General features: G+C 72.7%; 21 protein-coding genes and 3 pseudogenes. 12 read left to right on the forward strand and 12 right to left on the reverse strand.

What is annotated here, in order from left to right:
* Positions 1-30: 30 nt before the first annotated feature.
* Positions 31-1,173: an acyl-CoA dehydrogenase family protein gene (locus tag A949_RS0120340; protein WP_026004864.1), complete on the reverse strand. Its 1,143-nt coding sequence runs from the start codon at positions 1,171-1,173 to the stop codon at positions 31-33.
* Between the two features lie 11 nt (positions 1,174-1,184).
* Entirely contained in the window at positions 1,185-2,354 is a 1,170-nt protein-coding gene (locus tag A949_RS0120345; RefSeq protein ID WP_037707036.1) for a CaiB/BaiF CoA transferase family protein, read from the reverse strand.
* A 267-nt stretch (positions 2,355-2,621) separates the two neighbouring features.
* Between A949_RS0120345 and A949_RS0120350 the strand changes: the two genes are divergently transcribed.
* From A949_RS0120350 to A949_RS0120365, 4 genes and pseudogenes are all read left to right on the forward strand, one after another.
* Complete coding sequence (locus A949_RS0120350; protein ID WP_019357873.1) at positions 2,622-3,179, forward strand: DUF1203 domain-containing protein; 558 nt, start codon at positions 2,622-2,624, stop codon at positions 3,177-3,179.
* A 238-nt stretch (positions 3,180-3,417) separates the two neighbouring features.
* A pseudogene (locus A949_RS34020) lies at positions 3,418-4,309 on the forward strand (SIS domain-containing protein).
* Positions 4,310-4,535: 226 nt separating this feature from the next.
* Complete coding sequence (locus A949_RS0120360; protein ID WP_019357875.1) at positions 4,536-5,408, forward strand: class II fructose-bisphosphate aldolase; 873 nt, start codon at positions 4,536-4,538, stop codon at positions 5,406-5,408.
* Complete coding sequence (locus A949_RS0120365) at positions 5,395-6,198, forward strand: DeoR/GlpR family DNA-binding transcription regulator (RefSeq protein ID WP_026004866.1); 804 nt, start codon at positions 5,395-5,397, stop codon at positions 6,196-6,198. The genes A949_RS0120360 and A949_RS0120365 overlap by 14 nt, the downstream gene beginning before the upstream one ends.
* Positions 6,199-6,297: 99 nt before the next feature.
* On the opposite strand, the gene A949_RS34025 is transcribed toward A949_RS0120365, so the two are convergent.
* Entirely contained in the window at positions 6,298-6,840 is a 543-nt protein-coding gene (locus A949_RS34025) for a hypothetical protein (RefSeq protein WP_019357877.1), read from the reverse strand.
* Between the two features lie 670 nt (positions 6,841-7,510).
* Here A949_RS34025 and A949_RS0120375 point away from each other — a divergent pair.
* Positions 7,511-9,214 carry a CoA transferase gene (locus tag A949_RS0120375; protein ID WP_019357878.1) on the forward strand — a complete coding sequence of 568 codons (1,704 nt, stop codon included), beginning with the start codon at positions 7,511-7,513 and terminating at the stop codon, positions 9,212-9,214.
* A 163-nt stretch (positions 9,215-9,377) separates the two neighbouring features.
* Here A949_RS0120375 and A949_RS39210 read toward each other — a convergent pair whose 3' ends face one another.
* Together A949_RS39210 and A949_RS0120385 are read right to left on the reverse strand one after the other, a co-directional pair.
* Entirely contained in the window at positions 9,378-9,854 is a 477-nt protein-coding gene (locus A949_RS39210; protein WP_019357879.1) for a hypothetical protein, read from the reverse strand.
* 72 nt (positions 9,855-9,926) lie between these two features.
* Positions 9,927-10,496, reverse strand: a complete 570-nt coding sequence (locus tag A949_RS0120385; protein ID WP_019357880.1) for a glycoside hydrolase family 25 protein — start codon at positions 10,494-10,496, stop codon at positions 9,927-9,929.
* 282 nt (positions 10,497-10,778) lie between these two features.
* Here A949_RS0120385 and A949_RS0120390 point away from each other — a divergent pair, with 282 nt between their 5' ends.
* The 3 genes from A949_RS0120390 to A949_RS0120400 are packed head-to-tail and all read left to right on the forward strand — an operon-like array spanning position 10,779 to position 13,456.
* Positions 10,779-11,204, forward strand: coding sequence for an OsmC family peroxiredoxin (locus A949_RS0120390; RefSeq protein WP_019357881.1), 426 nt, complete (start codon positions 10,779-10,781; stop codon positions 11,202-11,204).
* 53 nt (positions 11,205-11,257) lie between these two features.
* Complete coding sequence (locus tag A949_RS0120395) at positions 11,258-12,160, forward strand: Fpg/Nei family DNA glycosylase (protein ID WP_019357882.1); 903 nt, start codon at positions 11,258-11,260, stop codon at positions 12,158-12,160.
* Positions 12,161-12,214: 54 nt separating this feature from the next.
* The gene (locus A949_RS0120400; RefSeq protein ID WP_019357883.1) at positions 12,215-13,456 is read left to right on the forward strand and encodes a saccharopine dehydrogenase family protein; all 1,242 of its coding nucleotides are present in this window, start codon (positions 12,215-12,217) and stop codon (positions 13,454-13,456) included.
* A gap of 220 nt (positions 13,457-13,676) precedes the next feature.
* On the opposite strand, the gene A949_RS0120405 is transcribed toward A949_RS0120400, so the two are convergent.
* Complete coding sequence (locus tag A949_RS0120405) at positions 13,677-14,129, reverse strand: YchJ family protein (protein ID WP_019357884.1); 453 nt, start codon at positions 14,127-14,129, stop codon at positions 13,677-13,679.
* A 121-nt stretch (positions 14,130-14,250) separates the two neighbouring features.
* Here A949_RS0120405 and A949_RS0120410 point away from each other — a divergent pair, with 121 nt between their 5' ends.
* Positions 14,251-15,936: an L-lactate permease gene (locus A949_RS0120410; protein WP_019357885.1), complete on the forward strand. Its 1,686-nt coding sequence runs from the start codon at positions 14,251-14,253 to the stop codon at positions 15,934-15,936.
* A 142-nt stretch (positions 15,937-16,078) separates the two neighbouring features.
* Here the strand turns inward: A949_RS0120410 and A949_RS0120415 are convergent, their stop codons facing one another.
* Positions 16,079-16,282 (reverse strand): cold-shock protein, encoded by a 204-nt coding sequence (locus A949_RS0120415; protein ID WP_019357886.1) that lies wholly within the window; start codon positions 16,280-16,282, stop codon positions 16,079-16,081.
* Between the two features lie 183 nt (positions 16,283-16,465).
* The gene (locus tag A949_RS0120420) at positions 16,466-17,458 is read right to left on the reverse strand and encodes a multicopper oxidase domain-containing protein (RefSeq protein ID WP_019357887.1); all 993 of its coding nucleotides are present in this window, start codon (positions 17,456-17,458) and stop codon (positions 16,466-16,468) included.
* Positions 17,459-17,667: 209 nt separating this feature from the next.
* Between A949_RS0120420 and A949_RS0120425 the strand changes: the two genes are divergently transcribed.
* Both A949_RS0120425 and A949_RS0120430 read left to right on the forward strand, forming a co-directional pair.
* Positions 17,668-20,157 (forward strand): ThuA domain-containing protein, encoded by a 2,490-nt coding sequence (locus tag A949_RS0120425; protein WP_019357888.1) that lies wholly within the window; start codon positions 17,668-17,670, stop codon positions 20,155-20,157.
* A complete protein-coding gene (locus A949_RS0120430) occupies positions 20,154-22,130 on the forward strand; it encodes an OmpL47-type beta-barrel domain-containing protein (RefSeq protein WP_051019574.1) in 1,977 nt (658 codons plus the stop codon). Before A949_RS0120425 ends, A949_RS0120430 begins: the two co-directional genes overlap by 4 nt.
* A gap of 78 nt (positions 22,131-22,208) precedes the next feature.
* On the opposite strand, the gene A949_RS0120435 is transcribed toward A949_RS0120430, so the two are convergent.
* Positions 22,209-22,748: a TerD family protein gene (locus A949_RS0120435; protein ID WP_019357890.1), complete on the reverse strand. Its 540-nt coding sequence runs from the start codon at positions 22,746-22,748 to the stop codon at positions 22,209-22,211.
* 283 nt (positions 22,749-23,031) lie between these two features.
* Between A949_RS0120435 and A949_RS0120440 the strand changes: the two genes are divergently transcribed.
* Positions 23,032-24,288, forward strand: a complete 1,257-nt coding sequence (locus A949_RS0120440; protein ID WP_019357891.1) for a DUF1266 domain-containing protein — start codon at positions 23,032-23,034, stop codon at positions 24,286-24,288.
* 18 nt (positions 24,289-24,306) lie between these two features.
* Here the strand turns inward: A949_RS0120440 and A949_RS0120445 are convergent, their stop codons facing one another.
* The 3 genes and pseudogenes from A949_RS0120445 to A949_RS0120455 form a co-directional block, all read right to left on the reverse strand.
* Positions 24,307-24,714 carry a RidA family protein gene (locus A949_RS0120445; RefSeq protein WP_019357892.1) on the reverse strand — a complete coding sequence of 136 codons (408 nt, stop codon included), beginning with the start codon at positions 24,712-24,714 and terminating at the stop codon, positions 24,307-24,309.
* Positions 24,715-24,810: 96 nt separating this feature from the next.
* Positions 24,811-25,269, reverse strand: a pseudogene (locus tag A949_RS34035) (LLM class F420-dependent oxidoreductase); the annotation flags it as partial.
* Between the two features lie 224 nt (positions 25,270-25,493).
* Positions 25,494-26,016: pseudogene (locus A949_RS0120455) on the reverse strand (phenylacetate--CoA ligase); the annotation flags it as partial.

The following is a 26,016-nucleotide window of genomic DNA, read 5'->3' on the forward strand; positions in this document are numbered from 1 at the left end:
GGAGGCGGCCGGGCGGGTCCGGCGCGGATGTCAGTTCAGCAGCGACCGCCCGATGATCTCCTTCATGATCTCGGTGGTCCCGCCGTAGATGGTCTGGATGCGGCCGTCGGTGAAGGCCTTGGCGACCGGATACTCGGTCATGTACCCGTAACCGCCGTGGAGTTGCAGACAGCGGTCGGCTGCGCGCTTCTGCAGCTCGGTGGCCCACCACTTCGCCATGGAGGCGTGCACCGCGTCCAGCCGGCCCGCGGCGTGGTCCTCGATGCAGCGGTCCAGGAAGGCCCGGGTGACGGCGCACTCGGTGGCCAGCTCGGCGATCTCGAAGCGGATGTGCTGCAGCTTGGCCAGCGGCCGGCCGAACGCGGTGCGCTCCTTGACGTACGCGGTGGTCAGCTCCAGCAGATGCTCCGCGGCGGCGATGCCCGCGACGGCGATGGCCATCCGCTCCTGCGCCAGATTGGTCATCAGGTGCAGGAAGGCGCCGTTGAGCTCCCCGAGCAGGTTCTCCTTGGGGACGCGCACATCGGTGAAGAACAGCTCGGCGGTGTCCTGCGCCTTCTGGCCGATCTTGTCCAGGTTGCGGCCGCGCTCGAAGCCCTCGGCACCGCGCTCGACGACGAGCAGGCTCAGCCCGTGCGCGCCGCCCTCGGGCGTGGTCCGGGCCACGACGACGACCAGGTCGGCGAGGATGCCGTTGGAGATGAAGGTCTTCGAGCCGTTCAGCAGCCAGTGGTCGCCCCGGTCCTGGGCCGTGGTGCGGATGCCCTGCAGATCGGAGCCCGCGCCGGGCTCGGTCATGGCGATGGCGGTGATGGTCTCGCCCGAGCAGAAACCGGGCAGCCAGCGGCGCTTCTGCTCCGGGGTCGCCAGCTCGGCGAGGTAGGGGCCGACGATGTCGTTGTGCAGACCGACCGCGAGCCCGGGCGCGCCCGCACGGGTGAACTCCTCGGCGAGTACCGCGGCGTAGCGGAAGTCCGGCTCTCCCCCGCCGCCGTACTCCTCGGGCACCGCGAGTCCGAGCAGCCCCTGCCGGCCGGCGGCGCGCCACACGTCCCTGGAGACGACGCCGTCCTGCTCCCACCGCGCGTAGTGCGGCGTCACCTCCTTGGCCAGGAAGGTGCGTACCGTCTGCCGGAACGCTTCGTGGTCCGCGGTGAAGATCTGCCGCTGCATCTGCTGCTGCTTCATGCGTCTCCTCCACCCGCCGCTGCGGGTGCGGTCAGGGCCGGGACACCCCAGTCGCGGGCCACCTGCGCGGTGTGCGCACCGGGCCGGGCCGGCGCGGAGGCGACCCGGGTGGGTGTCGCGGAGAACCGGGGGGCGGGCGCGGGCTGGGTGATGCCGGAGTGCTCCAGATAGGTGCCGCGTGCGGCCAGGTGCGGATGGGACGGCGCCTCGGTCAGCGAGAGCACCGGGGCCACACAGGCGTCGCTGGCCTCGAAGACCTCCGTCCACTCCGCCCGGGTGCGGGAGGCGAACCGGGCGGCGATCAGCTCCCGCAGCTCGTCCCACGCGGCGAGGTCCTCGCGGGGCGGTGCCTCCTCGGCGATTCCGAGGAGGCGGGTGAACTCCGCGTAGAACGCGGGCTCCAGCGCTCCGACGGCCATGAAGCCGCCGTCGGCGGTGGCGTAGGTGCCGTAGAAGGGGCAGCCGCCGTCCAGCAGGTTCGCGGCGCGGCGGTCCTGCCAGCCGCCCGCGGCGAGCAGGCCCTGGATCATGGCCGTGAGGTGGCTCGTTCCGTCCACGATCGCGGCGTCCACCACCTGCCCGGCGCCCTGCGGTCCGCGCGCGTGGTGCAGCGCGGCCAGGACACCGACGACGAGGTAGAGGGAGCCGCCCGCGTAGTCGCCCAGCAGGTTGGCGGGGGCGACCGGCGGCCCCTCGGCCGGCCCGGTCATCCCGAGGGCTCCGGTGACGGCGATGTAGCCGAGATCGTGCCCGGCCCGCGCGGCCAGCGGTCCGTCCTGGCCCCAGCCGGTCATCCGGCCGTAGACCAGCCGGGGGTTGCGGGCCAGGCAGACATCGGGGCCGACGCCGAGGCGTTCGGCGACGCCGGGCCGGAACCCCTCCACGAGCACGTCGGCGCGTTCGATCAGGGAGAGCGCCGCGCCGGCTCCGGCCTGCTGTTTGAGGTCCAGCAGCACGGAGCGCTTGTTGCGGTTGGTGACGTCGTACTCGGGTGCGACCCCGAGGGCACCGCCGCCCGGCCGGTCCACGCGGACCACGTCGGCCCCGAGGTCGGCCAGTGTCATGGCGGCGAACGGCCCCGGCCCGATCCCGGCGAGCTCGACCACCCGCACTCCGGCCAGCGGGCCCCGGCCAGCGGCCCGCTCGCGTTCCTCCGCTGCTGCCATCGGGCCCCCAGCACTGTGACACAACTGATGTAACACCGATGATGCTATGGACACCAACGGCAATCCACAAGCCCCGCCGGGCCACTCGGCCGCCTGGAGCCGGGGCACCGGACCGCCGCTCGGCACTCCCGTGTCCGGCAGCCTCGCCTCAGCCGGGAGCCTCGGCCGGCGGGCTCGCGGCTCCGGGGCCCGTCGCGCGGCGCGCGGGCCGAGCGCCACGGCCGAATCCCGCCAGCAGCCGCGGGCACGCGAACGCAGCCTGGACACATGGACACCGGAACAGACCGCACGCGGACGGGCCGCCGGACAGCCGGCACGGGATACGAGGTCCGGGCGATCCCGCCCGGAACGCTGCAGGAACTGCGCACACGCGACGACGCGGGCGCTCCGCCGCGCACGGTGGTGGACGAGGAGGGCGGCAGCCCGCTGCGCTGCTGCCTGGAGCGGAGCGGGCCGGGCGAGACCCTCGCCCTCGTCTCCTACGCGCCGCTGCGCCGCTGGGCACGTGAGACGAACGCCGACCCGGGCGCGTACGACGAGGTCGGGCCGGTCTTCATCCATCCGCACGACTGCGGCGGCTGGACGGGCACCCCGGACGGCGGCTTCCCGGAGGCCATGCGCGGCGAACGGCGCACGCTGCGGGCCTACTCGGCGCAGGGCAGCATCCTCGGCGGCCTGCTGCTCGACCGCACCCGGGAGGGAACGCCGACCGTGGAGGAGGGACTGGCGCAGCTCTACGCAGACCCCCTCGTGGCGGCGGTGCACGTCCGCGCGGTCGAGTTCGGCTGCTTCCAGGTGGAGACGCGGAGGTGCGGCACGGGATGACCGGCGGGGAACCGGACCGGGCTCCGGCACTCTGCGTCCGCTGCCCCGCGCCGTCACCCTCCGGCCTCGGCGGAGACACCCGGATCCCGGTCTCCGCCTCCGGCGGAGGGCTCGCCCGTCACCCGGCGGTGGGATGGACAGCCGAGGGGACGCTGCGTAAAGTTGCAGAAAAGTCAGAGGTTTCACGCAGCTTCACGCATCGGCCGGGAGGGATCCGGGCCAGGAGGGGGCCCCGCACATGGGCGAGTCGGCATACATGGAGCAGGAACTGCGCAGCCAGCCGGAGACCTGGCGGGCAGCGGCGAAGATCGGTGCCGGTGACACCCCCCTTCCGGCTGCGGCCGCCGGTCGCGGTGATCGGCTGCGGAACCTCGTGGTTCATGGCGCAGTCCTACGCTTCGCTGCGCGAGGCGGCCGGCCTGGGGGTGACGGACGCCTTCGCCGCCTCCGAGGCCTTCCTCGGCGCGGCCCGGGGGTATGACGCGGTGGTCGCGCTCACCCGCTCCGGCACCACGACGGAAGTGCTGCGCGTGCTGGACGCGGTGCGCGGCCGGATCCCCACCGTGACGGTGCTGGGCGACCCGGACACCCCGGCGACGGCGCTGTCGGACGAGACGGTCGCGCTGCCGTTCGCGGATGAGAGGTCCGTGGTGCAGACCCGTTTCGCCACCTCGGCGCTGACCCTGCTGCGGGCTCATCTGGGCGAGGACCTGGCGGGACCCGTCGCCGACGCCGAGGAGGCACTCGACTGCCCGGTGGAGCAGGAGTGGCTGGATGCCGAGCAGTTCACCTTCCTCGGCCGGGGCTGGACCTTCGGGCTGGCCAACGAGGCGGCCCTCAAGATGCGGGAGGCGTCGCAGAGCTGGACGGAGTCCTATCCCGCCATGGAATACCGGCACGGGCCGATAGCCATCGCCGCGCCCGGACGGATCACCTGGCACTTCGGCCGGGCGCCGGAAGGGCTGGAGAGCGAAGTACGCGCCACGGGTGCCCGCTTCGTGTGCCACGGCCGGGATCCGCTCGCGGACCTGGTCCTCGTCCACCGCGTCGCGCTGGAACGGGCCCGGGTGCGGGGCCTCGACCCGGACAACCCGCGCAGCCTGACCCGCTCGGTGATGCTGGAGGGCTGATCGGCGCGGCGGCCCCGGTGACCGTACGGCAGACGGCCTCCGGCACCCGCCGCTCCGCGTCTTCGACGCCCGTGCCGCCCCGGCCTCCGCGCCGGCCCGCTCCCAGCCGGGGCGGACGCGTTCCGCTCCCGCCGCACAGCCGTACCGCACACCGGCCGCACCCGGCCCGCGCGGGTCACCGTCCGACGAATCCCCCAGCCCGCTCCACCCGTACCAGGAGTCCCCGATGCCTCTCGTCCCCACCGCCTCGATCCTCGCCGCCGCCCGGGCGGCGGATACCGGTGCGGCCGCGTTCAACGTCATCCACCTGGAGACCGCCGAAGCGCTGGTGGCGGCTGCCGACGAGACCGGCTCGCCGCTCATCCTGCAGATCAGTGAGAACTGTGTGCGCTACCACGGCAGCCTGCTGCCGATCACCCGTGCCGCTCTCGCGCTCGCCGAGGCGGCACGGACCGAAGTCTCGGTGCATCTGGACCACATCACCGACGCGGACCTGATCCGCCAGGGCGTCGAGGCCGGGGTCGGCTCGGTGATGATCGACGCCTCCACCCTGCCGTACACCCAGAACGTGGCGACGACCGCGCGACTGACCTCCTGGTGCCACGAGCGGGGTGTCTTCGTCGAGGCGGAGCTGGGCGAGGTGGGCGGCAAGGACGGGGTGCACGCGCCGGGAGTGCGAACCGACCCCGACGAGGCGCTGGCGTTCGTCGCGGCCACCGGAGTGGACGCACTGGCGGTCGCGGTGGGCTCGTCCCATGCCATGCGGGAACGCACCGCGAAGCTGGATCTGGAATTGATCGGCCGTCTCAGGGAGAAGCTGGCGGTGCCGCTGGTGCTGCACGGCTCCTCGGGGGTTCCCGACGAAGAGCTGCGGGCGGCCATCGGCGCGGGGATGACCAAGATCAATATATCGACGCATCTCGTCTCGGTCTTCACCGGGCGCGTGCGTAAGGTACTGGAGGCCGACCCCGCGCTCATCGACTCGCGCAAGTACGTGGCCCCGGCGCGGGAGGCGGTCCGGAGCGAGGCGGCACGGCTTCTGCACGTACTCGGCGACATGGGGCGGATGAAGGAGAAGACGTCAGGTGAAGCGCCATGAGCGGATGAACGCGCTGCTCGAACTGCTGGGCGAGCGCGGCAGCATGGAGGTCGAGGAGGCCGCCAGCACGCTGGAGGTCTCCGCGGCGACGATGCGGCGCGACATGGACGCTCTGGCCGAGCAGCAGTTGCTCACCCGCACCAGGGGCGGCGCGGTGCTCAGTGCGGTCACCTACGACCTGCCGATCCGCTACAAGCGCGGACACCATGTGGGGACGAAGCAGTCGCTGGCCCGGGCCGCCGCCGCGATGGTGGAGCGCGGCGATGTCGTCGGGCTGAGCGGCGGTACGACGACCACGGAGATCGCCCGCGCCCTTGCCACCCGCCCCGACCTGGCCGAGTCGGGCCCGCAGCAGCACCTGACGATCGTCACGAACGCGCTGAACATCGCCTATGAACTGGCAGTGCGGCCGCAGATCAAGACGGTCCTGACGGGGGGTGTGGCGCACTCCCGCACCTTCGAGCTGACCGGCCCCTACAGCGAACTGGTACTGGACGAACTCCGGGTCGACATCGCCTTCATCGGCGCAAACGGCATGGACCCCGCGGAGGGGGCCACCGTGCACGACGAGTCGGAGGGGCGCATCAACGGCCTGATGGCCCGCCGCGCGGAGCGGGCCGTGGTGGTCACCGACTCCTCGAAGGTCGGCGTGCGCTGCTTCGCCAGGATCGGCGGCCCGGGCCTCTTCCACACCTTCCTCACCGACAGCGGGATCCCGGACCCCGCGCGCCGCGAGTTCGAGGAGCGGGGGCTGCGCACAGTGGTGGCGGAGCCGGATCCGGATGACTGACGAGGGGATGACCTGGTCCGATCGGTCCAGGCGATGACCGACGGGACCGGACGCCCCAGGGCCCGAGGGCCCGGCGGGCGGTCTGCACAGCCGTTTCGCCTACCGCTCCGTGCAGAGGTCGGCGGAGGTACGACTCCTACGGGCAGAGGTGAAGTACGCGTTCGCCGCCGGGAGGAACATCAGGATCACCGCGGTGAGAACTGCCAGTACATGAAGGGTGCGGCTCACGGCGAAGGCGAGGTCCAGGGCGCCGATGTCGGAGAGCAGAGCTCCGACCGACGCTCCGTCGGCGAGGCGTCGGAGGGGCTCGGTCACCATCGACGCCGTTCCTCCGATGCCCAGACCGAGAGCGAGGGCGAGGCGGGCCCAGCCGTGTCCGCGGCGCATGCATCCGGCGCACCACCCTGCGAGGGTGAAGACGGTCAGCCGGATGGTCAGACCCACCCCGATCTCGCCTGCCGAACCCGAACCGTCGGCGGCCATCCCGCCGACGGCGAGCACCGTCTCGAATGCCCCGGCCGTCACCGCGATCATCCACAGCGCGAAGGCTCGCCGGACGGGTGCGGGCGCCGGAACCGCTGACGCCGGGTGGGGCGGGAGGACGGTGCCGGGCACGGCAGTGGAGATGCTCGGTGGGTTCATGAGGGTCTGCCTCTCCGAGTGCGTCCGGGGCAGCCGCGAGCGGGGCCCCGGATGGTGCTCCGCTTCTGGAGCACCAGCGATGCTCCAACTCCCGGAACACGACGGCACGCCTCCTACCCCGTACGGCACGGTGCACCTGACGCCACCTTGCCGAGGGGCGCTCGGTCGCCCCGGCTGCCGCGCACACCGACGGGGAAGCTCGCCATGGGGGTGCTGAACCAGCGCGGTGCCGCTGACCAGCCGAGCCTTGCCGTCCGTCCCGCGGCCGCGGGGGCCGGCTCCGGGGCGATCCCGTCATCCGGCTCGCCGCCGGGCCGCCGGGCCGCCGCTCACAGTCGCTCACCCGACTGCCCCCACCGGCAGCACAGACCGTATCCGCGTCATCCCACCCGTCTCTGATCCGGTGCTGTTCGGCCGGCGCCGGTCGACCGCCTTCCGCGCGCCCCCTCCGGTCGGGCCGCCCGGGTGCCCGGGAACGGAGGCATATGCCCGCGCAGGACTCCCGGTTCGACCAGCCCGCCCCCTCCGTCCGGTCCGACCATCGGAATATCAGCCGCCGTAACCTGAACCCACCACCGCCCTGCCGTCACCCGCTCTCGCGCCCCTGAGTGCCAAAATGTTCGTTATGGATCAGTTTTCTGCGGCTGGTAGGCCACCAGAGGATCGGGATGTGGCCGCCCGTGACTCCGTCGGCACGGCGAAGTTCGGCACCGAGTTCGTACCGGGCGAGTTCGAGCGCGACGGCACGTCCGGCGGCGCTGCCCGTTCCACCGAGCCGGCGGCGAACACCGCCGCCGAGGACACCCCCCGGGGACCCGAGGGCTCGGCCGCCGCCGGGCGCGCCGTCCCCCAGTCGGGTGCGGCACAGGCCTGGGCCGCGCTCGGCGGGGATCCGGCGCTGCTGGCCCGCGCCACCCGCGAACACCGCCCGGGCCTGCTGCCGTCCGCGCTGCCCGTGCAGGAACTCGCCTCCGCCGCGGTGACGGCCTGCTCGCTGGCGGCGGCCGAGTTCTCGTGCGTACGCGCCCGCAGCGCGCTGCTGCCCCCCGTCCGGGTGGACGACGGCGCCGTGGCCACCGCCTTCCGGAGCGACCGGCTGGTGCGGATCGACGGGCGGGCGCCGGTCACTTTCGCGCCGCTGTCCCGCTTCTGGCGCACCGCGGACGGCTGGGTGCGCACCCACGCCAACTACCCGCACCACCGCGCCCGGCTGCTGTCGGCGCTGGGCATGCCGGACCACGGCCCGGCGGAGGACGAGGCGGCGGCGGGCCGGATCGCCACCGAGCTGGCGGGACGTCAGGCCCGGGACGTGGAGGAGGCGGTGTACGGCGAGGGAGGCGTGGCCGTCGCCGCCCGCACCCCCGAGGAGTGGGCGGCCCATCCGCAGCGCGCGGCGGTCGCCCCCGCTCCGCTGGTCGCCCTCAGCAGGCTGGACGGGGCACCGACGCTGCCGCTGGAGGGGCCGCCGGGCCCGGGAGGACTGCGCGGCCTGCGCGTGCTGGACCTCACCCGCGTGCTGGCCGGCCCGGTCGCGACCCGCACACTCGCACTGCTCGGTGCGGATGTGCTGCGGATCGACGCGCCGGAACGGCCGGAGTTCCTGGACACCCATGCGGACACCGACCTGGGCAAGCGCTCGACGCTGCTCGACCTCTCCAGCCGGGCCGGGCAGGGCGTCTTCGAGGAGTTGCTGGCATCGGCGCATGTGGTGGTGACCGGGTACCGGCCGGGTGCGTTGGACCGGTTCGGGCTGGCCCCCGAGTCCCTGATGGACCGTCGGCCGGGCCTCGTGGTGGGCCAGCTCAGTGCGTGGGGCACAGCCGGGCCGTGGCAGCGCAGGCGTGGCTTCGACAGCCTGGTGCAGGCCGCGACCGGCATCGGCTTCCTGGAGGCGGCGGGGGCCGCCGGCCGGACGGACGCGGGGACCGGGTCGGCGGACCTGGCACCCGGCGCGCTGCCCACCCAGGCGCTCGATCACGGCAGCGGCTACCTGCTGGCCGCGGGGCTGCTCCGGGCCCTCACCGAGCAGCGCACCGGCGCCGCCGGGTCCCGGCTGGTACGGCTCTCCCTCGCCCGTACCGCACACTGGCTGCTGCACGACCTGCCCGCGGACCCGGGCGGAGGGGCGCGCGAGGCGTCCGGTGCCGAGCGTCCGGTGCCCGACGACACGCCCTGGCTGACGACGGGGGACAGTGCGCTGGGGCGGTTGCGCTACGCGCTCTCCCCGGTCGGCTTCGGTCCGGCGGACTCCGCGGGTCCCGCGCCGAGCGGCTCCGGGGACGGGGCGGACGCGCTCGACGCCGCGCGCAGCCCCCGCGACTGGGGCCGGTTGACCGGCCAGGTGGGCGGTGACCCGGCAGCGTGGCTGTCCTGAAGCCGGCCGCGGGGCTGCCGAGGAGCCGCCCCGGGGCGGCGCCGAGATCGGCGGCACGGCCGTTCCGACGTCCGCGGCGGCACCGGCGCTGCACCGCCCCGCCGTACCGTCCGCCGCCGTGCGTGCCGCCCGGGACGCGCGCGGCAGCGGGCCGGAGGGCGGGTCAGGGGCTGCCGGAGGCGCCGAGCAGCCACTCGCCGAACACGACGAGGACGAAGCCGAGTCCGAGAACCGCCGTGGCCACCCGGGTGCGGCCCCGGCGGCTGAGCACGATGGCGGTGCCGGAGAGGATCAGCGCCAGGCCGTAGAAGCCGACGGTGAGCACCGAGGGCGCCGAACGCAGCCGGACCACGAGTGCGACGGCCACCGCGAGCATGACGACAGCCGAGAGGGCTATACGTATGCGTCGCGCCTGACGCGGCGTCAGCGCCGGCCGTTCCACCGTGGCTCCCTCCGGCTCTCCGGACTCGCGGGCCTCCGGTTGCCCCTCCCGCCGCGCCGCGCCTTCCGGACCGCCGGGTGCGGACCCGGGATCGGCATCCGCGGGGTCGCGCCCGTCGGCGCGATCGGGGTCGTCGGCGGGGGCTCGGTCTTCGGTGCGGACGTGGGCTGCGGAGGAGGGGGAATTGGCTTCCGACATGCACGGGAGCGTATCCCTCCCGGCCACCGGGTGGGACCCTCGGCCCGGGGCCGTGCCCGCCGCGCGGGTAGCTCACTGCTCGTCCGGCGTGCCCTTCGTGCCGCCCGCCCAGGCGCGCAGCGCGTCCCGGCTGTCGAACTCGCCGAGGTTGGTGTCGACCGGGTCGCTGGTGTACTGGTGGAAGCGCCAGCGGTGTTTGACACCGGGTGCGCCCGGCTTGCCGTTGTAGTGCGCGATCCACAGCCCGTCGCCCGCGAACGAGGTCTTGTCGCGGTTCAGCCAGAAGTCGACGTTGCAGTACAGCAGGACCTTGTGGCCGGACGCCTTGTCCTGCACGTACTTGATCCACTCGTCCTTCTCGTCGTTGCCGACCGCGGAGTCCTCCCAGTCGAGCGCCAGCATGTCGCCGGCGACCAGGTCGATCTTCGAGAGGAAGTAGTCGGCCTGGGCTTTCATGCTGCCCGGCCTGACGAAGTGGTAGAAGCCGGTGACCAGTCCGGCGTCCCGACCGGTGCGGCGTTGCTCGACCCACTTGGGGTTGGTGTAGGACGTCCCCTCGGTGAGCTTGACGAAGACGAACTCGATTCCCCGGGTGCTGTAGTCCTCGGGCTGGTACGAGGCGACATCGATCCCTTTGATCATAACTGTGCGCCACCCACTCTCTTTTCACTCTGCGCACGAGGCTGATTACTCTTCGATACCCGCTGAGCGTCACACCGTACCCCGCGCAGGCCGGCCTCCTGCCGGCAGTCGCCGCACGCGCCCCGGCAATCCCCGCGCCCGGCGCGTCCTGGAGTGCGGCGCGCGTGACAAAGGCGCACGATCGGGTACTGCGACACTTGCCCGCGGGTACGCCGCACGGGCCGCTCCGCGGTCGCGGCATCCCGCCCTGCGCACGGCGAAACGTTACGGAGAGAGAGCACCATGGCCACCACACGTACCGCTCACACCGTCTGGACCGGGAACCTCACCGAGGGATCGGGCACCGTCAGCCTCGACTCCTCCGGTGTCGGCCAGTACCCGGTCTCCTGGGCGTCGCGCGCGGAGGAGCCCGGCGGCAGGACCAGCCCCGAGGAGCTCATCGCCGCCGCGCACTCCAGCTGCTTCTCGATGGCGCTCTCCAACGGCCTCAACAGCGCGGGCACCCCGCCCACCACGCTGACCACGAAGGCCGCCGTCGACTTCCAGCCGGGCACCGGCATCACGGGCATCCATCTGACCGTGCGGGGCGAGGTGCCCGGCATCGATCAGGCCACGTTCGCCGCCGCGGCGGCGGATGCCGCCCGGAACTGTCCCGTCAGCCAGGCACTGCAAGCCACTCCGATCACCCATGAGGCCGAACTGGCCTGAGTCGCCGGCGGTCCCCGCCCGGCCCGTCACGCCGCCCCCGGAGAGGAGGAACCATGCCGGAGCTGCCCGAAGTCGAGGCGCTGCGGGACTTCCTGGCCGAGCGGCTGACCGGACGCACCGTCCGGCGCGTGCTGCCGGTCGCGATCAGCGTGCTCAAGACCTACGATCCGCCGCTGGACGCACTGGAGGGCCGGGCCTTCACCGGGGTCGTCCGGCACGGCAAGTTCCTCGACCTGGCACTGGGCGGGACGCACGGGGAGGACCGCCCGCCGGACGGCGAGGACCTGCACCTGGTCGTCCATCTCGCCAGGGCCGGGTGGCTGCGGTGGCAGGACGCGCTGCCCGCCGCTCCGCCCCGCCCGGGCAAGGGTCCGCTCGCGCTGCGGGTGGCGCTGGCGGGCGAGCCGGCCGAGGGCTTCGACCTGACCGAGGCGGGGACCCACAAGCGGCTCGCCGTGTACCTGGTGCGGGACCCGGACCAGGTGCCGGGGGTCGCACGGCTGGGGCCCGATCCGCTCTCCCCCGCCTTCGACCGCGCGGCGCTCGCCGCTCTGCTCGCCGGGCAGCGGCACCGCGTCAAGGGCCTGCTGCGGGACCAGTCGGTGGTCTCCGGCATCGGGAACGCCTATTCCGACGAGATCCTGCACGCGGCGAAGATGTCGCCGTTCCGGCTCGCCGCCGATCTCTCCGCGGAGGAGGTCGGCTCGCTGCACACAGCGCTGCGGGAGGTCCTCACCACCGCCGTCGAGCGGGCCCGCGGACTGTCGGCCGCCGAACTGAAGGCGGGCAAGCGGCTCGGGTTGCGGGTGCACGGCCGCGCGGGCGAGCCGTGCCCGGTGTGCGGGGACACGGTGCGCTCGGTCTCCTTCAGCGACTCCGCGCTGGAGTACTGCCCCACCTGCCAGACGGGCGGCAAGCCCCTCGCGGACCGGCGGCTGTCGCGTCTGCTGAAATGAGGGCGGCATCAGCACTACCCGTCGGTAAGGGCTCGCGGGCCCGGAGAGGTTGCTGTGGACGCTGAAGAGACCGGAGCCGCGGCGGAGCAGACCGCCGCGCCGGAGCGCCGGACACGTGAGTTCGACATCGTCCTGTTCGGGGCGACCGGCTTCGTCGGCGAGCTGACCGCGCGGTACCTGGCGGCCAACGCGCCCGGAAGCTGCCGCTGGGCGCTGGCCGGGCGCAGCGAGCAGAAGCTGAAGGAGCTGCGCGAGCGGCTGGCCGCCGCGTACCCGGGCGCGGCCGAGGTGCCGCTGATCACCGCGGACGCCGACGATCCGCGCGCGGCGGCCGGCCTCGCGGCGCGCTCCCGGGTGGTGGCGAGCACGGTCGGGCCCTATCTGCGGTACGGCATCCGCCTGGTGGCCGCGTGCGCCGAGGCCGGGACGGACTACCTCGACCTCTCCGGCGAGCCGGAGTTCGTGGACCTGGTGTATCTGCGGCACCACTCCCGGGCGCGCCGGACCGGCGCCCGCCTCGTGCACGCCTGCGGGTTCGACTCGGTACCGCACGACCTGGGCGCCCGCTTCACCGTGCAGCAGCTGCCGGAGGGGGTACCGCTGAGCGTCGACGGCTTCGTGCGTTCCAACGCGGCCGTCTCCGGCGGCACGTTCGCCAGCGCGCTGCTGTCCTTCTCCCGCGCCGACCGGATGGCCCGGACCGCCAAGGCCCGCCGGGCCGCCGATCCGCGCCCGGCGGACCGCTCGGTCCGGACGCCCACGGGGCGGGTACGGCACGAGGACGAGCTGGGGCTGTGGGCCGTGCCGCTGCCGACCATCGACGGGCAGATCGTGGGGCGTTCGGCGGCCGCGCTGGAGCGGTACGGCCCGGCGTTCACCTACCGCCACTACGCGGGTGTCCGGCGGCTGCCGGTCGCGCTGGGCGGGATCGCGGGCGCGGGCGGCCTGTTCGCCGCGGCGCAGCTGCCGCCGCTGCGCCGGTTCCTGACCTCCCGGCTGGCCTCGGGTGAGGGGCCGGACGAGCGCCGCCGGGCACGGAGCTGGTTCTCGGTGCGCTTCCTGGGCCGGGGCGGTGGGCGCCGGGTGGTCACCGAGGTCGCGGGTGGCGACCCCGGCTACGACGAGACGGCCAAGATGTTCGCGGAGGCGGCGCTCTGCCTCGCCCACGACGATCTGCCGCCCGCCTCGGGCCAGGTGACGACCGCGGTCGCGATGGGCGAGGCGCTGACCGCGCGGCTGATGCGCGCCGGAGTGGAGTTCCGGGTCCTGGAGGACTCCGCGGACGCACCGCACTGAGCTGCCGGAGGCTTTCCCGGCGCGTCGGGGATGGCGACCGCCTCGTGTTCAGGGTGGCGGATGTCGAGCGGGCGCCGGCGTTCCGCTGCGGGACGCCGGGCCTGGAACCGGTCCGGGGCGAGGAGCGGTGGGCGGGTGCGGTTCCGTTCCCGTCGGTCCGAGGCCGTCCGCGGTGCCCGGCCCGCGGGGCGGGTGCCCGGTCCCGCGGCATGGTCCGGATTCAGTCCACGGCGCCGTCCAGATAGCGCCAGGCGCCGTCCAGCCGCACGAACCGGCTGCGCTCCTGCTGGGTTCCGGGGGCGCCGTCGGCCCCGCGGTGGTGGGCGCTGAAGGTGACCGTCCCCTCGCGGTGGAAGGCGCTGCCGCCGGAGGTGGCGAGGATCTCCAGACCTGTCCAGCGCGGTGCGCCGGACAGGTCCAGGTGTGCGGGACGGGTGTCCGGGTGCCAGGTGCGCAGCAGGTAGCCGGTGTCCGCCAGCGCGAAGGCGGCGTAGCGGGAGCGCATCAGCTCCTCCGCGGTGGCGGGGACCGCCTCGTCGTGGTGGAAGCGGCCGCAGCACTCGTCGTAGCGGGCCGCCCCGCAGGGGCAGGCGGCGGGCGCGGGGCGGCCGGGACCCGGGCGGTCGGTGGCGGCCGGGCGGTGTGCTGGACGGGCGGGTTTGCGTCGGGGCATGTGTTCATCATGCCGGACCTCTGGACAGTGGACTGTTCCGGAACCAACCTTGCGGAACGATCAGTTCGACACGGTTGGTCCGCGGTTTCGGAACGCATGCGTGCGAGGGCGAAGGTGAGAGATGTATCGGCCCGATCTCTCCCCCGTGGCCGACAGCCTCGCGCTGTCCGCACTGGTGGGAGCACTGCCCCTGCTCATCCTGTTCGCCCTGCTGGGCGGCCTGCGGCTGAAGGCCCACTGGTCGGGGCCGGCCGCGCTGGGCGTGTCGCTGGTGGTGGCCGTGTGGGCCTACGGCATGCCGGTGCAGCTGGCGCTGCTCGCGGGCACCCAGGGTGCCGCCTTCGGGCTGTTCCCGATCATGTGGATCGTGCTGGCCGCCCTGTGGGTGCACCAGCTCACCGTCACCAGCGGCCGGTTCGCGGATCTGCGCCGCGCCTTCAACCTGGTCAGTGACGATCCGCGGATCCAGGCGCTCATCATCGCGTTCTGCTTCGGCGCGCTGCTGGAGGCGCTGGCCGGGTTCGGCGCCCCGGTGGCGATCACCGGGGTGATGCTGATGGCGCTGGGCTTCTCGCCGGTGCGGGCCGCCGTCACGGTGCTGGTGGCCAACACCGCGCCGGTGGCGTTCGGCGCGATCGGGACGCCGATCATCACCGCGGGTTCCCTCACCGGCATCGACCCCGCCGAGATCGGGGCCTATGTGGGCCGCCAGACACCGCTGCTGGCGCTGTTCGTGCCGCTGCTGCTGGTGGCGCTGGTGGACGGGGTGCGGGGCGTGCGGCAGACCTGGCCCGCCGCCCTGGTGTGCGGAGGCGCGTTCGCCGTGGCGCAGTTCGTCAGCTCCAACTACCTCTCGGTGGAGCTGACGGACATCGTCGCCGCGCTGGTGGCGCTCGGGGCCGTGGTCGGCTTCCTCCGCTTCTGGCGTCCGGCCGAGGGCGCGCGGGTCCGGGAGGACCTGCGGTCGGCGGCCGCCCGCGAGCACCGCGAGGCGGGCGGCGAGCAGCCGCCGGGCACGGCGGAACGGCCCGGCACGGCGGAACGGCCCGACGGGGAGCTGTCCCGGGCCCGGATCGGGCTCGCCTTCCTGCCCTACCTCGTCGTCATCGCGGTCTTCTCCGTCGCCAAGCTGTGGGACCCCGCCGAGACGTTCCTCGCGGACAGCGATGTGCGGGTGCCGTGGCCGGGGCTGGACGGGGAGGTGCTGACGGCCTCCGGGGAACAGTCCTCGGCCACCGTCTACGTCCTCCCCTGGCTCTCCTCGCCCGGCTCGCTGCTCGTGCTGTGCGGGGTGCTGGTGGCCGCCGTGCACCGGGTACCGGCCCGGGACGCGGTGCGCGAGTTCGTGCGGACGGTGGTGACGCTGCGCTGGGCGCTGCTCACGGTGGGGTCGGTGCTGGCTCTGGCGTACGTGATGAACCTCTCCGGCCAGACGATCACCATCGGCACCTGGATCGCGGGGGCCGGCGCCGCCTTCGCGTTCCTCTCCCCGCTCCTGGGCTGGCTGGGCACGGCCGTCACGGGCTCGGACACCTCGGCCAACGCCCTGTTCGCCACGCTTCAGCAGACCGCGGCCGACCGCGCGGGCCTGGATCCGACGCTGCTGGTCGCCGCGAACACCTCCGGCGGTGTGGTCGGCAAGATGATCAGCCCGCAGAACCTGACGATCGCGGCGACCGCCGTCGGGCTGTTCGGCAAGGAGGCCGTCCTCTTCCGCAAGGTCGTGGCCTGGAGCCTGCTGCTCCTGCTGGCGGTCTGCCTGCTGGTGCTGCTCCAGTCCGGCGTCGCCGCCTGGCTGCTGCCCTGACGCCGCGCGGACGGCGGCCGCGCGGGGTCCGGGTGTGTCCGCGCCGGTGCCGGGAGCACCGCGGACGCGCCCCGGGGCCGGAAGCGGCGCAGGGCCCGCACCTCGTCGGTGCGGGCCCTGCGAGCGTCCTGCGCGGCAGGTGTCAGGCGGGGGTGATGTTCTCCGCCTGGGGGCCCTTCTGGCCCTGGGTGACGTCGAAGTTCACCTTCTGGCCCTCCTGCAGCTCACGGAAGCCCTGGGCGTTGATGTTCGAGTAGTGCGCGAAGACGTCGGCGCCGCCGCCGTCCTGCTCGATGAACCCGAAGCCCTTTTCCGAGTTGAACCACTTCACGGTGCCGGATGCCATTTTCTTCTCCTTCAGGGTGGCTGGGAACGCACACCTCGTGCGCTCCGCGTCGCCGCAATGACCCCCATCCAGAGAAGCTCCGGAAAACAGAACGCGCCCGAGCCACAAAGCTCAGGCGCGCACACGTATGGGTACCAAAACTGCAACGTCTTTACGGTACCACGGCCGGGGTGGGCACCGCCGTCAGCCGTGGTCTTGGTGGCCGGGCACGGTGCCGTCGGGTTTGGCGACGAGCAGCAGTCCCGCCATCCCCATGTCGGAGTGGCTCTGGACGTGGCAGTGGTACATCCACGCGCCCGCTCCGGACCCCTCCCCGGCCAGGATCTGGAAGCCGAAGGAGTCCCCGGGGCCGGTGATCTTGTTGTCGATGACCGGGCTGGTGTCGTCCGGGCCCGCCAGCATGCCGGTGCGGTTGTCGGCCCAGCGGTGGGCGTGCATGTGGAACGTGTGGTAGTACTCACCGTGCGTGATCATGATGATCTCGACGCGGTCGCCCACGGTGGCCTCGAAGTCGGGCCCCTTGTCGAGGTTGTTGATGGTCATGTCGTTGAAGACGATGGTGAACTGGCGGTCGGGGTCGGGCAGGATGTCGCCCTCCCGGCGCACGACGACCGGGCCGTAGAGGCCGTTGCGGATCCCTCCGGTGCCGTGGTCGGTGCCGACGACGTGGTCGTGGTAGTGCCAGTATCCGGCGCTGCCGGGACGCCAGGTGCCGTCCTTGCGGCGGCCGGGCGCGTGGGTGCGCCAGGTGTAGGTGCGCTTGCCACCCGGCTCGACGTGGCTCTTGTTCATCCTGGTGCCGTCGCTGGCGATGTCGTAGTCCACGCCGTGCGGGTGGAGGCTGGCCGCGACGTCCATGGTGTTCTCGAACTCGACGTGCAGGGTGTCGCCCTCGACGAGTTCGATCAGCGGTCCGGGGACGGTGGCCTTCCCCTTCTCCAGGCCGTAGCCCATCCTGCCGTCGGGGAGCTTCTCCACGTACATCTTCATCCGCCGGGTCTCACCGCCCTTGCCCGCGCGGCGGATCGCCGCGGAGCGGGCCGGTGCCGCCTGCGCCGCGGGCGCGGCCGCCGTCAGTGCGCTTCCGCCGGCCGCGGCGACGGCGCCCGAGGCCAGCAGGCCTCTGCTGAAGGAGCGGCGGGTGTGGGTGCTGGGGTTTCGGGTCTCTCGGGTCATCGTTCTCGATCTCCCCCGGGGGCGTGTGGCCAATGGAGTGCTGAACGGTGCGCCGCGCGATGCGAGTTGCAGGGGACGGTAGCGCCGGAGGCAGCGTTTATCCACACCCAGGACAAAGTTCGTCGGATTACGGTCATAGCTCTTGGCGAACCGCCGAAAGAGGTCTAGCTTCTGCCACGTTTCGGTGACAGAAGAGGGGTGGATCACGCATGCGGCTCCAACCGCACCCAAAACGGGCGAGACCCCGACGCAGGAGGATCGCCGCGCTGCTGGCCGGCGCGCTCGCCGCCGGGCTGCTCAGCGCACCCGCGCTGGCGGCACCACCGCCGGGAGCACCCGCGCCCAAGCTGGCGCTGCCGAGTCCGCCGGGCGGTGAGGACGTCCGGGTCCTGGTCTTCCACGGCGCGACGGGCGAGGAGTCCCCCACCGTCGATGCCGCGATCGAGGCCATCGAGAAGATCGGACAGCAGGGCCCGGCCCAGGAGCACTTCACCATCCGCGCGACCGACGATCCGGCGATCTTCACCAAGCCGCGGCTCGGCCGCTTCAACGCCGTGGTCTTCCTGACCGGCGACGGCGACGTGCTCGACCCGGCGCAGGAGGCCGGTCTGGAGAGCTTCATGGAGGCGGGCGGCGGCTTCCTCGGCGTCCACGACGCCGCCCGCGCCGAGCCGTACTCGGAGTGGTTCACGGGGCTCATCGGTGCCCGCCCGGCCGAGCACAGCCCCTCGAAGGTGCAGCGGGCCACCGTCGAGGTCGGCGACCGGCAGCATCCGGCGACCAAGGATCTGCCCGTCGAGTGGAAGCGTCCCGACAGGTGGCTCAACTGGCGGGAGAACCCCTCCGGGAAGGTGCACACCGTCGCACGGCTGCGCACCACCACCTACGACGGCGGCGCGGACGCCGGCGGCTGGGACCACCCGGTCTCCTGGTGCCGCGACTACGACGGCGGACGCTCGTTCTACACGTCCATGGGCGGGACCGCGGCCAGCTTCGCGGAGACGGACTTCCGCACCCATCTGCGGGGTGCCCTGATGTGGACGACGCGGCTGGCGCGCGCCGACTGCCAGGCGGCCATCTCCGCCAACTACGAGGCGAAGCGGCTCACCGAGCCCAACCAGCCCGGGCAGTCCGACCAGATCGGCGAGCCGCACGGCGTGGTCACGGCCGAGGACGGCCGGGTCTTCTACATCGGGCGCGGCGGCGGCGACGCCTCCCAGCCGGTGGTCACCGACTGGGACGACCCCGACATCGGCAAGGGCAAGGGCCAGGTGCACATCTGGGACCCGGAGACGGAGCAGGTCACCCTCGCGGGCGAACTGACGGTCTTCGGCAACAAGGGCGGCGGCGGCGAGCTGGTCAAGAACGAGGAGGGGCTGCTCGGCATCGAGCTGGACCCGGACTTCGCCCGCAACGGCTGGGTCTACCTGCACTACACGCCGCACAGCGAGATCGACCGCGACACACACATGGCGAAGCGGCGTGTCTCCCGGTTCACGCTGGACCAGCAGACCGACAAGCTGGACCTGGACTCGGAGAAGGTGCTGCTCGAGTGGCCGGTGCAGATCCACAGCTGCTGCCACGCGGGCGGCGGCATGGCCTGGGACTCCGAGGACAACCTCTACATCGCCACGGGTGACAACAACTCCTCGCAGTACAGCGACGGCTACTCGGGGAACAATCCGGAGCCGAACTTCAAGGGTGTCTCGTTCGCCGACGCGCGCCGTACCGCGGGCAACACCAACAACCTCAACGGCAAGATCCTGCGCATCCACCCCGAGGACGACGGCACCTACACCCTCCCCGAGGACAACCTGTTCACCGGCGAGGAGACCGACGAGGGCGGCGGCAAGACCCGGGGTGAGATCTATGTGATGGGAGTCCGCAACCCGGCGCGGATCGCCGTCGACAAGGAGACCGACACGCTCTACGCGGGCTGGGTCGGCCCGGACGCGCAGTCCCCGAGCCCGACCTGGGGCCCGGCCAAGTACGACACCTTCGCCAGGATCACCAGCGCGGGCAACCAGGGCTGGCCGTACTGCATGGGCAACAAGCAGCCCTACCGGGACCGCAACCTGCCCGACCCGAGCAAACCGCTGGGCTGGTACGACTGCGATCATCTGAAGAACGAGTCGCCCAACAACGACGGTCTGGTCAACATCCCGCCGGCCCGCGGGAACAACATCTGGTACTCGCCGCAGGGCGGCGGACCGGACTTCCCCCGGGACGAGAACGGCATCCCCAGCTACCAGGAGGACGAGCAGCAGCTCACCCTTCCCTGGCTGAAGGGCGGCGGCCAGGCGGCGATGAACGGACCGCTCTACCGGTTCGACGCGGACAACCCGGCGAAGGGCAAGTGGCCCTCGTACTGGGACGGCAAGTGGTTCGTGGGTGACTTCTACGACGGCGACCAGCCGCGGCACGCGCTGGTGATGCCGAAGGGCGACACCGTGGGCGCGCAGCCCGACCACGCCGAGAGTCTGGACGGGATCGTGCCCGTCGGCGAGGGCGGCATCCGCAACCTCATGGACTGGAAGTTCGGACCCGACGGCGCGCTGTACGTCCTGGACTACGGGCGCGGGTTCTTCACCTCCGACGACAAGTCCGCGCTGTGGCGGGTGACGTACAAGGGCGGCGAGCCGACACCGAGCCCGGAGGACATGGCCGAACCGGCACTGCGGAAGGAGACGGTCCGATGAGGGCGAGCGTACGAGCGGGGCGCCGCGGGAGACGCGAGCGGCACCGGCTGGTGACGGCCCTGCTGGGGGCCCTGGTGATGGTGCTGGGCCTGACCTCCGGTACGGCGTGGGGGCAGGGCACGACCCTGTCCGGCGCCCGGAGCACGGGGCAGAGCGGCCCGGCCGCCGACGCGCAGGTGCTGACCTGGACGGCGAACGACGACATGACGAAGTACGCCTCGGCGCCCTCGACCGCGGTGGCGGGCAAGGCGACGATCGTCTTCGAGAACAGCGAGGCGACCGGCAACACCACCGGGATGTCGCACACCCTCACCTTCGTCACCTCCGACCCGGACTACAACCAGGACGTGGACCTCAACATCCTGGCCTCGCCCAACGACTCCGAGGGCGGGAAGCACACGGTGGAGGTCACCCTGACGCCGGGGACCTACAAGTACCACTGCACCATCCCCGGTCATCAGCAGATGACCGGAACCCTGGTGGTGACCGGGGACGATCCGGGTGAGGACGGCACACCGCCCGAGACCTCCGCCGCGGTCGACGGCGACCAGGACGAGGACGGCAACTATCTGGGCAGCGCGACGGTCACGGTCACGGCCTCGGACGCGGACTCGGGCGTCGAAAGCATCGAGTACGCCCTCGACGGCGGCGACTTCCAGCCCTACACGGCGCCGGTGACGGTGGCCGATGCGGGCGAGCACACCGTCCGCTACCGGGCCGCGGACAAGGCCGGGAACGCGGCGGAGGAGAAGTCGGTCGACTTCACCGTCGTCGAACCGCCGGACGAGGACACCACGCCGCCGACCACCCAGGGCAGCGCCGAGGGCAGCAAGAACTCGGACGGCCACTTCATCGGCCGGGCGACGGTCACCGTGACGGCCGCGGACGACAAGTCCGGGGTCGAGAGGATCGAGTACTCGCTGGACGGCGCCCCGTACGTCGACTACGCGGAGCCGCTGGTCGTCGACCGGGCCGGTTACCACGCGGTCACCTACCGCGCGACCGACCAGGCGGGCAACGTCTCGGAGCCGCAGCGGCTGTCGTTCCGGATCGTGGCGGGCGGCGGAGTCCCGGCGCCGGCCTGCCCGGAGTACGACGAGCGGGAGACGGTGATCGTCGGCACCGTGGACACCGGGGTGCCCAACCGCATGACGAAGCGGCGCTGCACCGTCAACGAGCTGATCGAGGACGAGAAGGAGTGGACGTCCCAGGCGCTGTTCCTCAAGCACGTGCGCGGGGTCACCGAGGGGCTGGTCAAGGAGGGTGTGCTCGTACCCCGCGAGCAGAAGCTGATCAACCGCGCCGCCAAGCGGTCCGGGATCGGGACACCGGGTCAGGAGACCGGCTACCGCGACCTGTTCGACGGCAGCGAGGAGTCCTTCGCCGACTGGGAGCAGGTCGGCGGCGGGAAGTTCGGGCTCAACGACGACGGCAGCATGACCAGCGACAGCTCGGTCGAGGGCATGGGAATGCTGTGGTACCCCCAGCGCAAGTACGGGGACTTCTCGTTGAAGCTCCAGTTCCGTGACGACGCGCCGGGGGACGGCCGGGCCAACGCCGGGGTCTTCGCCCGCTTCCCCGACGTGCACGACCACCCGGAGGAGTCGCGGCCGGAGTGGGTGGCCATCAAGTACGGCCATGAACTGCAGATCCTGGACCGCCCCGACGGGGACATGTACAAGACCGGTTCCGTCTACGGGTTCGACCGCGTCGGTCTGGCGGGCGCGGGCGTCACCCCGAAGGGCACCTGGAACGACTACGAGATCCGGGTGGTGGGCCAGCACTACGAGATCTACCGCAACGGCACACTGATCAACGAGTTCGACAACAACCGCGGACAGGTCTTCGAACCGCCGCGCTCCGACGACCCGGGCACCGACGGGCGCCGCTACGCCTCGGGCTATGTGGGCCTCCAGGTCCACAGCACGACGGACGTGGTCTCCTACCGGAACGTACGGATCAAGGAGCTGTAGCAGCAGCGCGCCGGCCGGAGCAGGAGCGGCCGGGCGGGCGGGCGGTGCCGCAACCCACGGCGCCGCCCGCCTTCGCTGTCAGGAACCGCGCTGCTCCGGGATGCCCATCCGGGAGGCGAACTCCTCGGGGGCGCCCTGGTAGCCGCGCAGCACCGGTGTGTGGTGCCATTCGCCCGTCCCGCCCCGGGCGAACTCGGCGACGGTGGCCGCGGTCGCGTCCGGGACGCCGGAGAAGTCGTCCTGGGACAGCTCCTCGTAGCCCTCCTTGACCTGCACGGCCGTGTTCGGGACCTGCGCGAACGTCTTGTGCCCCTCGCCCTGCTGGATGGCGACACCCACCACGACCCGCACGTACTCCTCGGAGAGCCGGTCCAGTTCGAGGGTGAGCACCTCGTCGGAGCCGAAGCCCTGGCCGGTCTTGCTGTCCCGGTTCAGGATGATGGTGCCGTCCGGGGCGCGGCTGTCGAAGTGCACCAGGTAGGCGGGCTCACCGTAGGGGGCGTCGGCGGTGTAGGTGGCGGCCACTATGTCGAGGTCGTGCTCGGGCTCGCCCAGCGGGCTCGGGTCCCACTTGAGGGTGACCTCCACCTTGTCGAGTCCTTTGTTGAGACTGCTCATCCTGCCCCCTCCTCGTGTGCGGCGCGCACGCCGCAACCGACCGAAACTGCACGGCAGTTCCATCCTGCCACGGCGGACGGTGGACGCTCAGGAGCGCATCCGGGTGAGACGGGAGCGCTCCAGGGCGGTCCACACGGCGTCCACGGCCGCCGCCGCGCGTGCACGCGGACGACCGGTTCCTCCCCGCGGGCCCGGCCGGTCCCACGCGAGCGGTAGCGTGACCGTTCGATCACGACCAGCGGTCCCGGCGCGTCGACCGGCGGGCCGGGAACGGGGCACGACGGTGTACGCGGTAGGCGAGCAGGACGATCACGACGATGTCTTCCCGGTCGTCGAGCACGACGGTGCGGAGCACTGGGAGGCCCCGGGCGATCTGGAGCGGCGGCTGTACAAGCTGCACGAGGTCGACGAGAGCTACACCTACCTGCGCGCCCTCGCCGAGAACGGCGTCTACCACCCGATGCCGATCGAGCAGACCGTCCGCGATCCCGCCGGACGGCGGCCGGTCACCAGCGAAATCACCGGCTCGGACGGCGTCACCCGCATCGTCGCCCAGGTCTACACCGACGGTCTGCTGCCGCGGCCGCATCCGTATGTGGTCTTCGAGTTCATCACCCTGGGCACCCTCGCCGACATCCTGCCGCCCGAGGTCGAGGTGCTCGTCGTCAACGGCGCGACGCCCTGCCAGGAGCTGTTCCGGGTGGACGAGGAGGAGCGGGAGGTCTGGTCGGAGCTGCACGAGGAACTGTTCGATCCGCACGCGCTCACCGGCCGCCTCGTCACCCGGCGGACCGGAGCCCCGGAGTCCGGCCCCCTGCTGCACGGGCTGGCGTGCGGCGCCCATCTGTGCTTCGGCAACGGCGACCCCTGGAACACCCTCGACTGGCACGGCGCCGGCTACAGCAACGAAGTCGAACGGCTCGCGGAGTACTGGGGAGTCGAGAGCCGCGAGGACTGGCTGGAGACCGAGCAGCGGCTGCTGGAGTGCGAGGTGAGCCCCTGGTACTGGGATTTCGTGCTCGGGGCCCGCCTCGCGCTGGAGAAGGAGCACCGCGGCCCGGGCCCGGTGGACGCCGGGCAGTGGCGGGACTGCGTGGAGACGACACTGCGCCGGGTCGTCGAGGCCCCCGAGGGTCCGGACTTCGACGCCTTCCTGACGGACCTGCGGTCACTGGTGGGCAAGGTGCTGCGGTACGAGGCGCGCTTCCGCGCCGACGGACTGATCGGTCCGCACGAGGTGATCCGCACCGTCGCCGCCTGGGACCTGGGCCGGGCCTCCAAGATGGCCCGCTGGGGCCGGGGGGCCCGCTACGCGACCCGCGCCGAGATGTACGACGCGATCGAGCGGGTCGGCACCGGCGTGCGGAGCACCTACCGCTCCTGGACGGAGTTCTCGGCGGCCTATGTGATGGGCCGCTGCCTGCACTTCGACGAGGAGCGGTTCGGCACCTGGTACACCGACGTGCTGGAGGCGCACCGGGTGCTGCTGCGGGCACCGCGCAGCCCCTGGCGGACGGTGCCGTTCCGGCTTCCGGACTGACGGTGCCGGGCCGCCGGATCAGTCCAGGACCGCCGCCACCGCCTCGATCTCGACCAACTGGTCGGAATACCCCAGCACGGTGACGCCCAGCAGCGTGCTGGGCACGTCGTGGCAGCCCACGGCATCGCGGTAGACCTCCCAGGCCGCCACCAGGTCGGCCTGGCTGCCGGCGGCCACCAGGACCCGGGTGCTGATCAGATCCCGCAGATCGGCGCCCGCCTCGTGCAGCGCGGTGCGCAGGTTCTCGACGGCTCGGGCCGCCTGGCCCGCGTAGTCCCCGACGGGGGTGACCGTGCCGTCGTCCGCCAGCGGGCAGGCCCCCGCGAGGAAGATCAGGCGCGCGTCGGGCGGCGCCGCTGCCGCGTACGCGTACTCGGCCACGTCGGAGAGGCTCCGGGAGCGGATCAGGGTCACGGCTCGGGCCACGGGGGTTCCCTTCGGCAGGTGCGGCAGGTCTTCCCGTACCCCAGCGCAGCACGCAGGACGGCGCAACCGGTTTCCGCGCCGCGCGGAAGGCGGCGCTCAGCCGGCCGCGAGCTGCTTGAGCCGGCCGATCAACTCCGCGTCGCAGAAGTCGAGGAAGCCTCCGGGGTCGGGTCCGGCGTTCATCAGGACCAGTCGGTCGAAACCGGCCTGCAGGAAGGGTCCGGCCACCTCCAGGCAGCGCTGCGGATCGTTGCCGCAGGCGAACCGCTGCCGGATGTCCTCCTCGCGGATCTGCGCGGTGGCGGCCTCGAAGTTGACCGGATTGGGGAGTTCGCTCATCACCTTCCAGCCGGTCAGTGCCCAGCGGAAGGAGGCGAGCGCGGCCCTGGCGCCCTCGCGCTCGCTCTCCGCCCAGGCCAGCGGGACCTCGGCGTAGCCGGGGCCGGTGCCGCCCGCCTCCCGGTAGTGGCGCACGATCTCGGGCTTCTCCTCCGTGGCGAACAGGGCGTCGCCGAGCTCGGCCGCGATCCGGCAGGAGGCGGGTCCGCTGGCGGCCCCCGGATCTGTCGGTGCTGGTGGCAGGGGTTCGGCTGGGCCCGGCAGCACCGGCCCGGTGCTGGGATGCGGGGCTGGTGACCGGTCGGTGGCGGAGACCGGGGTGCCGTTCAACGCCGGGCCCCCGCCCGTTCCGCGGGCCCGAACCGCCGCTCCAGGCAGGGTCGGCGCCGCCCACCACCGCGCGGCGGCGGCGCCCGGTGCGCGGGACCGCTCGCGGACGGCTACGCCGGGGCCGTACTGTCCGCCTCGGCGCGCAGGTCCCGGATCCGGCGGAACTTCCCGACGGAGCGCTCGATGGTCTCCGGGTCGACCACGCGGGCCTCCACCGCCACCCCGATGCCGTCCTTGACCCGGCGTACGAGCGCGGCCTCGGCCGCGGCGCGGTCGGCCGGGGTGGCCGCAGGCCGGGCCTCCACGAGCACGCTGAGGTGGTCCAGCCGCCCCTGCCGGGTGAGCTGGAGCTGGAAGTGCGGGGCCACGGCGGGGAGGTCCAGCACGATCTCCTCGATCTGGCTGGGGAAGACGTTGACCCCACGCAGGATGATCATGTCGTCGCTGCGGCCGGTGATCTTCTGGATGCGGCGGAACGCGGGGCGCGCGGTGCCGGGCAGCAACCGGGTCAGATCGCGGGTGCGGTAGCGGATGACCGGCAGGGCCTCCTTCGTCAGCGTCGTCAGCACGAGTTCGCCCGGCTCCCCGGAGGGCTGCGGCTCCTCCCCCAGCGGGTCGACGATCTCCGGATAG

This window comes from Streptomyces sp. AA1529, from assembly GCF_000280905.1.
GTDB lineage: Bacteria > Actinomycetota > Actinomycetes > Streptomycetales > Streptomycetaceae > Streptomyces.

Coding starts and splice junctions, on each gene's coding strand:
- A949_RS0120340 (WP_026004864.1), bottom strand. CDS start 1,173: ATGCAGCGGCAGATCTTCACCGCGGACCACGAAGCGTTCCGGCAGACG.
- A949_RS0120345 (WP_037707036.1), bottom strand. CDS start 2,354: ATGGCAGCAGCGGAGGAACGCGAGCGGGCCGCTGGCCGGGGCCCGCTG.
- A949_RS0120350 (WP_019357873.1), top strand. CDS start 2,622: ATGGACACCGGAACAGACCGCACGCGGACGGGCCGCCGGACAGCCGGC.
- A949_RS0120360 (WP_019357875.1), top strand. CDS start 4,536: ATGCCTCTCGTCCCCACCGCCTCGATCCTCGCCGCCGCCCGGGCGGCG.
- A949_RS34025 (WP_019357877.1), bottom strand. CDS start 6,840: ATGAACCCACCGAGCATCTCCACTGCCGTGCCCGGCACCGTCCTCCCG.
- A949_RS39210 (WP_019357879.1), bottom strand. CDS start 9,854: ATGTCGGAAGCCAATTCCCCCTCCTCCGCAGCCCACGTCCGCACCGAA.
- A949_RS0120385 (WP_019357880.1), bottom strand. CDS start 10,496: ATGATCAAAGGGATCGATGTCGCCTCGTACCAGCCCGAGGACTACAGC.
- A949_RS0120390 (WP_019357881.1), top strand. CDS start 10,779: ATGGCCACCACACGTACCGCTCACACCGTCTGGACCGGGAACCTCACC.
- A949_RS0120395 (WP_019357882.1), top strand. CDS start 11,258: ATGCCGGAGCTGCCCGAAGTCGAGGCGCTGCGGGACTTCCTGGCCGAG.
- A949_RS0120405 (WP_019357884.1), bottom strand. CDS start 14,129: ATGCCCCGACGCAAACCCGCCCGTCCAGCACACCGCCCGGCCGCCACC.
- A949_RS0120410 (WP_019357885.1), top strand. CDS start 14,251: ATGTATCGGCCCGATCTCTCCCCCGTGGCCGACAGCCTCGCGCTGTCC.
- A949_RS0120415 (WP_019357886.1), bottom strand. CDS start 16,282: ATGGCATCCGGCACCGTGAAGTGGTTCAACTCGGAAAAGGGCTTCGGG.
- A949_RS0120420 (WP_019357887.1), bottom strand. CDS start 17,458: ATGACCCGAGAGACCCGAAACCCCAGCACCCACACCCGCCGCTCCTTC.
- A949_RS0120425 (WP_019357888.1), top strand. CDS start 17,668: ATGCGGCTCCAACCGCACCCAAAACGGGCGAGACCCCGACGCAGGAGG.
- A949_RS0120430 (WP_051019574.1), top strand. CDS start 20,154: ATGAGGGCGAGCGTACGAGCGGGGCGCCGCGGGAGACGCGAGCGGCAC.
- A949_RS0120435 (WP_019357890.1), bottom strand. CDS start 22,748: ATGAGCAGTCTCAACAAAGGACTCGACAAGGTGGAGGTCACCCTCAAG.